This is a genomic window from Megasphaera hexanoica, from assembly GCF_043520715.1.
Classification (GTDB): Bacteria; Bacillota; Negativicutes; order Veillonellales; family Megasphaeraceae; genus Megasphaera; species Megasphaera hexanoica.
On record NZ_CP171361.1, the window covers coordinates 842,394 to 855,662 of the forward strand.

General features: G+C 50.5%; 13 protein-coding genes and 1 riboswitch. Of the genes, 11 read left to right on the plus strand and 2 right to left on the minus strand.

From position 1 onward, the window contains the following. Positions 1–3 precede the first annotated feature (3 nt). Together ACGTIC_RS03915 and pnuC are read left to right on the plus strand one after the other, a co-directional pair. On the plus strand, positions 4–744 hold the full coding sequence (locus ACGTIC_RS03915) for a nucleoside phosphorylase (protein WP_113855423.1): 741 nt from the start codon (positions 4–6) through the stop codon (positions 742–744). A 1-nt stretch (position 745) separates the two neighbouring features. Next, positions 746–1,465 (plus strand): nicotinamide riboside transporter PnuC, encoded by a 720-nt coding sequence (pnuC, locus tag ACGTIC_RS03920; RefSeq protein WP_113855424.1) that lies wholly within the window; start codon positions 746–748, stop codon positions 1,463–1,465. 86 nt (positions 1,466–1,551) lie between these two features. On the opposite strand, the gene ACGTIC_RS03925 is transcribed toward pnuC, so the two are convergent. Together ACGTIC_RS03925 and ACGTIC_RS03930 are read right to left on the minus strand one after the other, a co-directional pair. Continuing rightward, positions 1,552–2,769, minus strand: a complete 1,218-nt coding sequence (locus ACGTIC_RS03925) for a bifunctional 3,4-dihydroxy-2-butanone-4-phosphate synthase/GTP cyclohydrolase II (protein ID WP_059076704.1) — start codon at positions 2,767–2,769, stop codon at positions 1,552–1,554. A gap of 86 nt (positions 2,770–2,855) precedes the next feature. Next, positions 2,856–2,972, minus strand: a riboswitch (FMN riboswitch). A 49-nt stretch (positions 2,973–3,021) separates the two neighbouring features. Next, a complete protein-coding gene (locus ACGTIC_RS03930; protein WP_059076705.1) occupies positions 3,022–4,425 on the minus strand; it encodes an FAD-binding oxidoreductase in 1,404 nt (467 codons plus the stop codon). Between the two features lie 203 nt (positions 4,426–4,628). Here ACGTIC_RS03930 and ACGTIC_RS03935 point away from each other — a divergent pair, with 203 nt between their 5' ends. The 9 genes from ACGTIC_RS03935 to dusB all read left to right on the plus strand — a co-directional run bounded on the left by ACGTIC_RS03935 (position 4,629) and on the right by dusB (position 13,253). Continuing rightward, on the plus strand, positions 4,629–4,961 hold the full coding sequence (locus tag ACGTIC_RS03935; RefSeq protein WP_059076706.1) for a septum formation initiator family protein: 333 nt from the start codon (positions 4,629–4,631) through the stop codon (positions 4,959–4,961). 121 nt (positions 4,962–5,082) lie between these two features. Continuing rightward, positions 5,083–5,520, plus strand: a complete 438-nt coding sequence (locus tag ACGTIC_RS03940) for a S1 domain-containing RNA-binding protein (RefSeq protein WP_059076707.1) — start codon at positions 5,083–5,085, stop codon at positions 5,518–5,520. 89 nt (positions 5,521–5,609) lie between these two features. Next, entirely contained in the window at positions 5,610–6,518 is a 909-nt protein-coding gene (locus ACGTIC_RS03945) for a Ppx/GppA family phosphatase (RefSeq protein WP_113855425.1), read from the plus strand. Next, positions 6,515–7,534, plus strand: coding sequence for a tRNA lysidine(34) synthetase TilS (tilS, locus tag ACGTIC_RS03950; RefSeq protein ID WP_113855426.1), 1,020 nt, complete (start codon positions 6,515–6,517; stop codon positions 7,532–7,534). The genes ACGTIC_RS03945 and tilS overlap by 4 nt, the downstream gene beginning before the upstream one ends. Before the next feature lie 21 nt (positions 7,535–7,555). Beyond that, positions 7,556–8,095 carry a hypoxanthine phosphoribosyltransferase gene (gene hpt, locus ACGTIC_RS03955; RefSeq protein WP_059076710.1) on the plus strand — a complete coding sequence of 180 codons (540 nt, stop codon included), beginning with the start codon at positions 7,556–7,558 and terminating at the stop codon, positions 8,093–8,095. A gap of 119 nt (positions 8,096–8,214) precedes the next feature. Beyond that, positions 8,215–10,197 carry an ATP-dependent zinc metalloprotease FtsH gene (ftsH, locus tag ACGTIC_RS03960; RefSeq protein WP_277345551.1) on the plus strand — a complete coding sequence of 661 codons (1,983 nt, stop codon included), beginning with the start codon at positions 8,215–8,217 and terminating at the stop codon, positions 10,195–10,197. A gap of 200 nt (positions 10,198–10,397) precedes the next feature. Continuing rightward, positions 10,398–11,369 (plus strand): biotin--[acetyl-CoA-carboxylase] ligase, encoded by a 972-nt coding sequence (locus ACGTIC_RS03965; RefSeq protein WP_059076711.1) that lies wholly within the window; start codon positions 10,398–10,400, stop codon positions 11,367–11,369. 146 nt (positions 11,370–11,515) lie between these two features. After that, positions 11,516–12,280 (plus strand): type III pantothenate kinase, encoded by a 765-nt coding sequence (locus ACGTIC_RS03970; RefSeq protein ID WP_059076712.1) that lies wholly within the window; start codon positions 11,516–11,518, stop codon positions 12,278–12,280. Further along, the gene (gene dusB / locus ACGTIC_RS03975; protein ID WP_113855427.1) at positions 12,264–13,253 is read left to right on the plus strand and encodes a tRNA dihydrouridine synthase DusB; all 990 of its coding nucleotides are present in this window, start codon (positions 12,264–12,266) and stop codon (positions 13,251–13,253) included. Before ACGTIC_RS03970 ends, dusB begins: the two co-directional genes overlap by 17 nt. Positions 13,254–13,269: the final 16 nt, after the last annotated feature.

Consider the following 13,269-nt stretch of genomic DNA (forward strand, 5'->3'; position numbering starts at 1 on the left):
AGTATGGAAGCGAAAGAAATTCCTCAGCCCCATACCCAGCTGACCAAAGCCATTGACACGGATTCTGCCATTATCATGGGAGATCCTGCACGGGTAGATACGATTGCGAAATTGATGGATCATGTCGTTCCCTGGGCCTGTAACCGGGAATACAAATCCATTATTGGCATGTACAAGGGGAAAAAGATACTAGCTATGTCTACAGGAATCGGAGCACCGTCTGCGGGCATTGCCGTGGAAGAAATGCATAATGTCGGTATTAAACGGGTTATCCGCGTCGGTTCTGCCGGAGCCATGCAGCATGATATACCGCTAGGGCAGTTAGTGATTGCCGAAGGAGCTGTCCGCGATGATGGACTGTCCCGCAAGTATGTGCCGGAAATATATCCGGCCGTACCGTCCTTCCGGCTCCTGGCCCTGGCCCATACATATGCTCCAAAGGCCTGTTATGGCATTATCCGTTCGCACGATGGATTTTATATGGATGACAATGATAAGACCGAAGCGTTCTGGTCTGAAAAGGGCATTGTCGCCGATGATATGGAATCGGGGATTCTGATGATTATCGGCCGCTTGCGCCATATGGAAACATTGTCGATCCTGAATAATGTCGTCCTCTATCAGGGAGACCTGGCAGAAGGTGTCAATGATTTAGTGAATAGTGCCGATCTCATGGCAAAGGGAGAACAGGACTCGCTCGTGACGGCTCTGCAGATCCTTTCTGATCCGGAAGGAGAAGCATAATATGGAAACAACACAGCATAATTGGTTTTATAGCCAGCTCTTTACCAACTGGAAGCGCTTTGAAGTTACCTATGTGGCCGTGCTGATTTTATTGCAGCTCGTCGTCTATGCCATCGCCCCCGACAGCATCGTCGGCATGATTTCCGGCGTAGCCGGAGTGCTTTGTCTGGTATACGGCATGAAAGGCCGTAAAATATCTTTTATCTTTGGCTTTGTACAATGCGTTGCCATGACATACATTGCCTGGATCAGCCATGCCTATGGGTCTTTTGCCATGGATATCGTCTATGTCATTTCCCAGCCGATAGGATGGTATATGTGGGGGCATCAGGAAACGACTCATTCGTTTCAACCGGGGACGCGGAAAAAAGTATTTATGGCAGCCTTCATTGCCTGGGCGGCCGGCTGGTTCGTCCTGGCCCAGGTAGGCGGCCAGCTGCCTTATTTTGATTCCATTAACTTCGTAGTCAGCTTTATAGCTCAGATTCTCTACATTCTGAAGTATAATGAAAACTGGTCTCTCTGGATTTTTGTCAATATTGCCAATTTTATTTATTGGACGATTTTATCGATTCAGATGGTACTGGGGGACAACACGATTGGCACCCTGGGAGCCAACTTGTCCCAGGTGGCGTTACAGGCCGCTCTGTTGTTCAATGCCATCTATGCACAGAAAGTATGGTCCAGCGGTGAAGCCGATAATGAAGGCGGCGCAGCTTAAGATTACGTAATACACATATGATTCCGCTTAAAAAAGCAGTAGCATTACGCAAAAACGCGTAATGCTACTGCCTTTTTTACAATCACTTATTTCAGATGAGTCAAGATATGCCCCATCTTATTTTTCTTAGTTTCCAGATAGAATTCATCAAATTTCTGGGCCGGCATTTCAATGGGAACCCGTTCGACGATTTCCACGCCAAACCCTTCGAGACCGTAAATCTTGAGGGGATTATTGGTAAGGAGCCGTAATTCCCGGGCCCCCAGGTCCTGGAGTATCTGGGCACCGATCCAGTATTCGCGGAGATCCGGGGCAAAGCCCAGTTTTTCGTTGGCTTCTACTGTGTCATACCCCTGTTCCTGCAGGGCATAGGCTTTGAGCTTATTGATGAGGCCGATGCCGCGTCCTTCCTGGCGCATATACAGGAGGATGCCCCGCCCTTCCTTATTGATCTGCGTCAGGGCGGCGGCCAGCTGTTCACCGCAGTCGCAGCGGCAGGAACCGAAGACATCACCGGTCAGGCATTCCGAATGGACCCGGCAGAGGAGATTTTTGCCATCGCCGATTTCGCCTTTGACGAGGGCGACATGGTGTTCCCCGGTCAGGTCATTGATATAACCGTAAATCTTGAATTCGCCGTATTTGGTAGGCATCTTTGCCGTAGCTTCCCGCACGACGTGTTTGTCATGACGACGGCAGTAATTCTGCAGATCGTGGATGGAGACGAAAGTCAGGTGGTGAGTGCGGGCCAGTTCCCAAAGTGCCTTGGAGTGCATGATTTCGCCGCGTTCATCGAGGATTTCGCAGCATACGCCGACTTGCTTCAGCCCGGCCAGGCGCAACAGGTCCAATGTGGCTTCCGTGTGGCCGTTGCGCATGAGGACACCGCCCTTGACGCCGGTCAGGGGAAATACATGTCCCGGCCGGGTAAAATCATCAGCTGAGATAGAATCTGTCGCGGCTTTCTGGATAGTACGGGCCCGGTCTTCTGCCGTGATACCCGAATCTGTATCTTTATAGTCGATAGAAACGGTAAAAGCCGTATGGTTGTTGTTGGTGTTTTCGCCTACCATAGGGAACAAGCCCAGCTTATGGGCATATTCCTGACTGACGGGCAGGCAGATGAGTCCCTTGCCATGATTCATCATGAAATTGACGTTTTCCGGGGTGCAGTACTGGGCAGCGCAGATGAAGTTGGCTTCATCTTCCCGTTCGGGATCGTCGGCAACCATGACGATATGACCAGACTGCAATTCCTGGATTGCTTCTTCAATCGTATTATATGTTTGTTCTTTTGTATCCATCAGAAACCTCCTGTATATAATTAAAAGCCCTGTTGCACTATGCATGCACAGGGCTTTATGACAATAAGAATACACATACACTATCATCATATCTTCTCTCATCCAGACTCTACTGTCGGTTTTGGAATTTCACCAAATCGTACACTGCGTGTTCGCGGACTGTCACCGCCGGTCGGGGATTGCGCCCTGCCCTGAAGATTATTCTATTATACCTGCAAATAGAAAGGAAGTAAAGAGACACCTTTCAGGTATTCATTCCACATCAAAGATTTTACCGGGATTGAGGATGTTGTTTGGATCGAGCGCTTTTTTTACGGCCCGCATCATGGCCAGTTCGTCGGGATTGGTGAATTCTTCCATCAATGCCTTGCGTTTGCTGCCAATTCCGTGTTCACCAGACAGACGGCCACCCAGCTGATAAATGAAACGATACAGCTCCTGCTGATTTTCCGAAACTTTTTCTTCCCATTGTTCGTATGTGAGGTCCTCGTTTTTCAAAATGTTCAAATGAATATTGCCATCTCCGGCATGACTGGCGATGCGTGTGATGAGGCCATATTTCCGGGCCAGTTCCAGAATCCGGGCCAGAAGCCGCGGCTCCTGATCGACAGGGACGACGACGTCTTCCTTACATACGATAAGGCTTTCGGCACGTACCGCTTCGGCAAAGGCCTTGCGGGCCTGCCAGATCCGGGCCGGGTCGGCGACCAGTACGGAAGAAGCACCACTGGCCGTGCACAGTTCGTCGAGGACGATGGCTTTATCATCGAGGTCGTCTTCACTCGTGCCTTCTACTTCCACAATCAGATAATTGCCCGTATCGCTGCCTTGGAGCGTTTCGTTCAGATAGCGTTCTACGGATTTGATGGTGATGTTGTCCATAAACTCAACGCACGTCGGCGTTATGCCGGCTTTTATGATTTTATTGACGACGCCGATGGACGCTGCTGTGTCGTCGAACACGGCGAGAAGGTCCAGCTTGTACCGGGGTTTGGGGAGTAATTTCAACGTGGCTTTGGTGATGATGCCCAGTGTTCCTTCTGATCCGATGACCAGCTGATCCAGACAATATCCCGTCGATTGCTTCTGCAGGCGGGCACCGAGCTGTACAATCCGTCCCGTAGGATTTACGATTTCAATGGAATAGACCTGATGCCGCGTTGTCCCGTATTTTACGGCCCGGTTGCCACCGGCATTGGTCGCGATGTTTCCGCCGATGAAACAGGAATCGCCGCTGCAGGGGTCGCCGGCATAGAATAATCCTTTTTCTTCAGCGGCTTTTTGCAAATCTGACGTGCGCACACCCGGTTCAACGACTGCGTACAGGCTGTCTGTATTGATTTCCAGGATATGGTTCATTTTTTCCAGTGACAATACGATGCCTCCATAGATGGGAACAGCTCCGCAGGCCAGCCCTGTTCCGGCACCGCGGGGAACGACAGGGAAATGATACTCGTTGGCCAGCTGTACGATGGCCGCGGCCTGTTGGGCTGATTCGGCAAATACGACGGCTTCCGGCATATGGTGGTATGCCGGATCGGTTACTTCGTCATGGCTGTATGGCTGCATGGCGTCAGTCTCTGTAAGGACATTTTTGCTGCCGGCAATTTCTTTCAGCCTGGTCAGTATTTCATCGTTTATCGGTGTATATGGCATAACGTAGCCTCCTTTTCGAATACATATGTCTATTATAGGAGAGATTCTCCTATTTTAAAAGGGGATAATCTCTAAGAAATTGGCCCTTTTCGTCAGCCACATTACGGCATTTCCCTTTAAATATCGGGAAAAGGCTTTATCTTGTAGTCATTTCAAGGTATACTATAAGTTAAGATTTTTTTAATCTGAAAAGGAGCTGAGACATGACGGTGAAACGTACAGGACGACCGCGCCTATCCGGGCAGGGCAGGAGACGGAACGTCCGCCGCAGGAAAAAGGCGGGCTGGTCTGCTTATAAGCGGATTGTCGTGGCTATTTTGATTTTTGGCGGCCTGTTTCTCGGTTCCAAGATATATGAGTTATGGCAGATTCATCAGGATATGACGATAACGGTCAACCAGGAACGGGAATTGACTGAAGAAAACCAGAAACTGCATGAAGAAAAAGACCGGCTGTCTTCACCGGAAGAAATCATGCGACAGGCGCGGGAACAGTTCGGACTGGCAAAGCCGGGTGAAATCCCATACCGTCGCTGATGGGGCGGAAAGGCAGTAGAAAGCATAATTTACGATTGAATTTTTTAATGTTTATTAGTATAATGTGTGTAAACGCTATTTGCGACGCGTGTCTATAGTTAAAGGAGGATGTCTTAGCAGCATGACAATCGAAGTAGGCAGTGTATTGGAAGGAACTGTTACAGGAATAACCAAGTTCGGTGCATTTGTCGAACTGCCGGATAAAAAAATTGGTCTCGTCCATATTTCTGAAGTAGCAAATGAATATGTAAAAGATGTTCATGATTTCCTGAAAGTTCAGGATAAGGTACATGTCAAGGTATTATCTATTGATGAAAAAGGGAAGATCGGCCTGTCTATCAAGCGGACACAGCCGGCTCCGGAAAAGAAAGAGTTTCATTCCAAGCGGGAATTTCACCACCACAATGGCGGGTTTGACATGAACCGCCGCGCTCCCCAGTCTCTGTCCTTTGAAGATCGGCTGAGCAGATTTTTGAAAGAAAGCGATGAACGGTTGATGGATCTGAAACGCAATACTGAATCGAAACGCGGCGGCCGCGGTGCCCGGCATGCTGATTAATTCCGTATCTAGGAAGGTATGGAGGGAAAAGAGTATTCCGACAGGGAATGCTCTTTTTGTTTCTTCCTGTTATGCGAAAAGGAGCAGTTATGGAACATGATGTATATGCCGTTATCGATATCGGATCAAATTCTCTCCGCTTCATGCGGGGAAAAAAAGACCGGGACGGACAATGGCATTTTTCAAAAAAAGAATTAGCGACGACCCGTCTGGGAAAAGACGTATCCAGGACCGGCCGTTTGTCCAGCGAAGGAGTAGAGGCCTCGCTGGAAGCTATGCGGCAGTGGAACGATGCGTACCCGGATCTGTGCGTTTGCGCCGTAGCGACGAGTGCCGTGCGGGAAGCTTCGGACGGACAGGCATTCCTGGCGGAAGTACGGGCCCGCTTTGGTTGGCACTGCCGCATTCTCAGCGGGCTTGAAGAAGCCTCGTTCAGCTATCGCGGAGCGGCAGGCAGTGCGCTGCCCGGAATGGTCGTGGCAGTCCTCGATATAGGGGGCGGCAGCAGTGAAATGGCACTGGGAAAAGAGGGAAGGAGCCTCTGGTCGCATAGTTACCCCATGGGGGCCGTGCGGTTTTGTCAGGACGTATCCGGTCCGGCGGCATGTGACGCGCTGGAACGGCGCTGCCGCAATCAGTGGCTGCCCATACCGGCTGTTCCTGACCGGCTGCTGGGCGTGGGCGGCACGCTTACGTCACTGGCAGCTATGGAACTGGGACTGGATCCCTATGATGCGGACCGGGTAGAAGGCACTGTCATTACCCGGGATTGTCTGTCAGGCTGGATTGACACACTGAAACGTATGACGCCGGAGGAACGGCGTCATATAAAAGGACTGCAGCCACGGCGCAGCGATATCATCCTGCCCGGTCTGCTTATAGCCCATTCGTGCCTTTGCCATTATGATATTCCGGAAATCCAGATCAGTGAAAAAGATCTCATGGAAGGTATTTTTTACAGCCAGGCATTCCAGGATGCGGCCTGGCGGAACCGATGAAGTCCACGGCCGGACGCCTCCGGGATAAAGTAGAGTCATTCTGCCGGCATGAACAGCTGTTCCTGCCGGGTGATCACCTGCTCATTGCCTGTTCCGGCGGGCCGGACTCGCTGACCCTGCTTGATGTGCTGGCATCTCTGCGCCGTGCGTGGAATCTGACGCTGACCGTGTGTTATGTGCATCACGGCATCCGCCGGGCGGCTGATGATGAGGTTCCGGTAGTACGGAAGGCGGCAGAAGAACGGGGCTGTGGCTTCATGTGGGAATTTGTCGATGTGCCCCACGTTGCGGCGGTGACGCATCAGAGTCTGGAGACGGCCGGAAGGACGGAACGCTACCGCATTCTACGGCAATGTGCAGCACGATGCCAAGCTTCGGCAATTGCTGTAGCACATCAGCAGAACGATCAGGCCGAAACGGTGTTGCAGCACCTGTTGCGCGGCAGCGGCCTTCAGGGCCTGGGCGGAATCCGACCTAAAAATGGCGACATCATCCGGCCCCTTCTGGCCTTGACACGGCGGGATATAGAAGATTATATTAAAGAACGGGGACTGGTTCCCTGCGAAGACGAAACCAATCAGAGCCGGGAATACGGGCGGAACCGCATCCGCCTGGAACTGATACCACAACTGGAGAAATATAATCCGGCAGTCATAGCCGATTTGAACAGGCTGGCCGTGCTGGCCGGTGCCGACGAGGAATTTCTTTCCCGCCAGACGGAGCAACGGGCTGCTTCCCTGGTGCAGGAAGACCAGAAGGGCGCCAGTATTGAAAAGAAGGCCCTGCTGTTACAGCCACTGGCTATGCAGCGACGCCTTATCCGGTATTTGTTTTCCCGTGTGCTCCAAAGTTTTCATGATGTGCCATTCCACTATACGGAAACCGTCCGCCAGCTGGCTGCAAAAGGTGCCGGTCATTGCTTTGAAGGGCTGGGCCTCTGTGTATATACGACAAAAGAACAATTGTGTTTTACCCGTGCTGCCCGGGGGGCATTTAAAAAGCGGCAGCATCATTGATTCATATTCAGGAGGAAAATCATGCATAGTGACGTAAAGCAAGTTTTATTTACAGAAGAACAGATCAAGGCCCGCGTACGCGAATTAGGCGCGCAGATAACGAATGACTATAAGGGGAAAAATATATTGCTTTGTGGCATTTTAAAGGGGGCCGTCACATTCTTTACCGATCTGGCCCGCTGTATCGATGGTCCTGTTGAATTTGATTTCATGGTCTGCTCCAGTTATGGCGCTTCGACGACTTCTTCGGGCTTTGTCAAGATCCGTAAAGACCTGGACAGTGATGTCAGGGGCCGGGATATCCTCATCGTCGAAGATATCATAGATACGGGGGTTACGCTCAGCAAATTGAAACCCCTTCTCCTGGAACGGGGGGCCGCTTCCGTAAAGATTGCGACGCTGCTCAGCAAGCCGTCGCGCCGGAAAGTAGATATCCCTGTCGATTATAATGGATTTGAAATCCCCGACGCTTTTGTCGTAGGATATGGACTGGACTATAACAGCCGCTATCGGAATCTGCCGTATATTGGCGTATTGAAAGAAGAAGTGTACAGTCATTAAAAAATGTTGTTGCTTTCCTTAAAGTGTGATAATATAAGAATATATTTGGTTACTTCTCTCTCCTTGCGGCAGGGATGAACCTGTATATTCATAAAAACGTGCGCGAAAGGAGCAGTATTTTGAGTAAATTTGTGCGGAATGTAAGCCTTTACTTACTTATTATTATCGTTGCCGTCTCCATCATAGATGCTTTTACGACTAATAAGTCAGACAAGTCCGAAATCACGTATACGAATTTCATGAATCAGGTCCAGCAGAAGAAAGTAGATGCTGTACAGATTACGGATGATCATGCCATCGTCGGTCAGTTGAAAGATGGTACGTCCTTCACTTCCTATGCACCGACTGATTCGGCCTTGCTGCCGGCACTACGGGATGCCGATGTCAATATCATTGCCAAGCCGCCTGAACAGCCTTCCTGGTGGATGAGCATGCTCAGTAATGTGCTGCCTATCCTGATCCTGATCGGCGTGTGGTTCTTCATCATGCAGCAGACACAGGGCGGTGGCGGCCGGGTCATGAATTTCGGTAAAAGTCATGCCAAAATGCATGGAGAAGGAAAAATCAAGGTTTCCTTTAAAGACGTTGCCGGTGAAGATGAAGCTAAGGAAGAGTTGTCAGAAATCGTCGAGTTCCTGCGCAACCCGAGCAAATATAACAATATCGGCGCTAAGATTCCGAAAGGGGTTCTTCTTTTCGGACCTCCCGGGACGGGTAAGACGCTGCTTGCCCGTGCTGTTGCCGGGGAAGCAGGCGTGCCGTTTTTCAGCATCAGCGGTTCGGACTTTGTAGAAATGTTCGTCGGCGTCGGTGCGTCCCGTGTACGTGACCTGTTTTCCCAGGCCAAGAAAAATGCCCCCTGCATCGTCTTCATCGATGAAATCGATGCCGTAGGCCGTCAGCGTGGTGCTGGCCTCGGCGGTGGACATGATGAACGGGAACAGACACTGAATCAGCTGCTGGTCGAAATGGACGGGTTTGGCGCCAATGAAGGAATTATTACCATCGCCGCGACGAACCGTCCGGATATCCTTGACCCGGCATTACTCCGTCCTGGCCGGTTTGACCGTCAAATTACTGTAGATCGTCCGGATCTGCGGGGACGGATTGCCATCCTGAAAGTACATGCCAAGGGGAAACCGTTGGGTAAGGACGTCGATCTGGAAACGATTGCCAAGAAAACACCGGGATTTACCGGGGCCGACCTGGGCAACCTGCTCAATGAAGCGGCTCTCCTGGCCGCACGTCAGGATAAGAAAGTCATCAATATGCCGGAACTGGAAGAAGCCAGTGAAAAAGTATGCTTCGGTCCGGAACGGCGCAGTCATGTCATCAGCGAAAAGGAAAAACGCCTTACGGCTGTACATGAATCAGGCCATGCGCTCATTGCCTATCTGCTGCCTGATGCCGATCCGGTCCATAAGGTCACGATTATTCCCCGCGGCCGTGCGGGCGGATATACGATGATGCTTCCGGAAGAAGACCGGTCTTACGAAACGAAGTCATACTATCTGGCTCAAATCCGCGTCGCCCTGGGTGGCCGGGCTGCAGAACAGATTGTATTCAACGAAATCAGCAGCGGTGCATCGGGTGATCTTCAGAGCGTTACCCGTATTGTCCGCCAGATGATTACCCGCCTGGGCATGAGCAGCAAGCTGGGGCCTATGGTATTCGGGGAACAGCAGGAACAGGTGTTCCTGGGTAAGAACCTTGGCCACGAACGCAATTACGGTGAACGCGTAGCCGAACTGATCGATAAGGAAATGCATGATATAGTTTCCGAAGCCTATGCAGATACACTCCGCATCCTGCGGGAACATCTCGATGCCCTGAAGAGCATGGCAAATGCGCTGATGGAAGTAGAAACAATCAATAGTGTGCAGGTAAAAAACCTCGTCGAATACGGTACACTGGATGCACCTGAACCGGAAACGGCTGATACAGATGCGGCCCAGAGTGCAGGCACAGAAACACAGGAAGCAGGTCAGACTGCACCGGAACCTCTGGCTGATTCCAAGCCAGACGATAATAAAACGGAAACGCCGTCTGGTTCTGTAGAAGTCAGCCCCTGGGGAAATACACTGAATAAAAAAGATGAATAAATAAAATAAAGCTGCAGCTATAGTTGCAGCTTTATTTTATAGAAATTGCTAGAGCGATTTGTTTATTAACATATCTTAAAGTTTTATCGATTACGTAATTTTATGGTATTGACAGTAAAAACTATTATGCTACAATTGCAGTAGGAAATAAAACTGGGTTGCATCCCCGCTGTATCGGACAGGGGAAAGGAGGAACGAATTTGAGACAGGATATCTTGGATTATTTACTGGAACATAAAGGCGAATTTGTATCAGGACAAAAAATATCAGATATGTTCGGCATATCCCGCACCGCTGTCTGGAAGCATATCCGCGTCCTGAAACAGCGCGGATATGTCATAGAATCATTTACAAAAAAAGGGTATTGCCTGAAGGAAGCACCGGAACTCCTGCATCCTGATGCCGTTACACAAGGACTGCCGACTAAAGTCATTGGCCAGAATCTGGTTTATTACGAAAAAACAGATTCGACCAATTCATTGGCCAAAAAACTGGCCAATGAAGGGGCGGAAGAAGGTACGGTTGTCGTGGCAGAAGAACAGAGCGGCGGCCGGGGACGGCTGAATCGTTCCTTTTTATCGCCTTTTGCCCAGGGACTATGGTTTTCGCTTATCCTGCGCCCTCCTTTCCTGCCTATGGAAGTATCGAAGATGACTCTTCTCGCTGCCGTGGCGATCACTCATGCTCTGCGCCAGCAGGGACTGGAATGCGGAATTAAATGGCCCAACGATATTCTGGTGCATGATAAAAAGATTGTCGGTATTCTGACGGAACTCAACGCTTCTATGGAAAAAATCAATTATTTGATCATGGGCATCGGCATCAATACGGGCATTACGAAAAAAATGCTGCCCCGGGATCTGAAAAAGACAGTAACCAGTTTTGCCATGGAAAATATACCGGTAAACAGGACAAAGCTGCTGCGGGATGTTTTCTGTGACTTGGAACGTTACTATTTTGAAGCGGAAAAAGAAGGATTTTCTCCCATATTAGAAGAATGGAAGAAATTATCCTGCATGCTTGGTAAAGAAGTAGAAGTCGTCATGCCGGACCGCACGTTTTCCGGTGTGGCTTTTGACCTGGATGACAGTGGAAATCTGCTGGTCCGGACTGATAGCGGAGTAGAACGGGTCCTGGCCGGCGATGTCCGCGTCCGCCCGATTCAGGCGTAAAGGCAATTTTTCATAATTTTTATGGTACGTGCTCTGTCTTTTTATGGTAAACTCTGTTATCATATAGGAAGTGTGATACAGTGACAGAGACGGTTATTTCATCTGCCGTCTGTTGTATCGAATCGAATACAGAGGTGGATCAAACCATGCTATTAGTTATTGATGTAGGCAATACCAATATTGTGCTCGGGATCTTTGATGATAAGACACTTCTCGATCATTGGCGTATTTCGACAGATCGTCTGCGCACGACCGATGAATACGGCGTGCTCGTGCGCAATCTTTTCTATTTAAATCATGTGAATTCGGAAGAAATCGACGCTATCATTATTTCTTCCGTCGTGCCTTCTGTCATGCCGACTTTGGAACGGATGTGCCAGCGTTATTTTGGCATTGCGCCGCTTATCATCGGCCCGGGCATCCGGACTGGCATGGATATAAAATATGACAATCCCCGTGAGGTGGGAGCCGACCGCATCGTCAACGCTGTTGCAGCGTATGAATTATATGGTGGTCCGGTAATCATCATTGATTTTGGTACGGCTACTACGTTCTGTGCCGTCGATAAGAAAGGAGATTATCTGGGCGGGTCCATCTGTCCGGGTATCGGCATTTCGACAGATGCACTCGTACAGCGCACGGCTCTGCTGCCCCGTATCGAAGTGCGGCGCACAGAGCGGGTTATCTGCCGCAATACCGTAGAAAGTATGCAGGCAGGCGTGTATTATGGCTTTGTGGGCCAGGTGGATGGCATCGTATCACGGATGCGCCGTGAACTGGGGAGCAATGCCCGTGTCGTCGCAACGGGAGGACTGGCCGTCATTATTGCCCCGGCGACGAAATCCATTGATCTTGTCGAACCCATGCTTACCTTGGAAGGATTGAGAATTATCTATGAACGCAACCGCTAAGCCGTTTTATATCGGCACTGTGCGGCTTTCTGCGCCTGTGATACTAGCTCCGATGGCTGGTGTCTGTGATTTACCGTACCGCGTCATTGCTCATCGCTATGGCGCGGCTTTGGTTTGTACGGAAATGGTCAGCGACAAGGGGCTGCTGTATCATAATGTACATACGCAGGACATGCTGCGCATAGCGCCGGAAGAACATCCGGTATCCATGCAGATTTTTGGGGCCGACCCTCATACGATGGCAAAGGCGGCAGCTTCGGTAGAAGAAGCGGGTGCCGATATAATCGATATCAACATGGGATGTCCTGTAAAAAAAGTAGTGACCAATGGCGAAGGAGCAGCTCTCATGAGAGATCTTTCCCGGGCGGAAGCGATTATCCGTGCCGTCGTCCAGGCTGTATCCATTCCCGTTACGGTCAAAATGCGTACGGGGTGGAATGAGGAGGAATTTGCGGCTCCGGAACTGGCAAAACGGGCAGAAGCGGCCGGGGCGGCTGCCGTTACGGTCCATGGCAGGACGAGAGAGCAGTTTTATAGCGGGAAGGCCGATTTGAAAAAAATCGCTGCCGTCGTCCGGGCTGTATCCATCCCGGTCATTGGCAACGGGGACATTATCGATGGACCGTCGGCTGCGCGGATGTTCGATGAGACAGGGTGCCAGGCCATCATGGTCGGCAGGGGAGCCCAGGGAAATCCTTGGATTTTTCCACAGATACGGGCTTATCTGGAATCGGGAACCATACAGTCCCCGCCGTCACCGGCTGAACGGTACCGGCAGATGCTGGAGCATTTCCAGGCCCTGCGGGCCTATAAGGGCGATTATACAGCTCTCAGGGAAATGCGTTCCCATGCAGCCTGGTACACGAAAGGATTGTACGGGTCGGCAGCCATACGGGAACGGCTCAACAGGGCAGAAAGTACGGCTGTTTTTGAGTCCCTCATCAGGACATTGCTGGAAAAGGAAGAACATTGACACCAGGCACGTATAT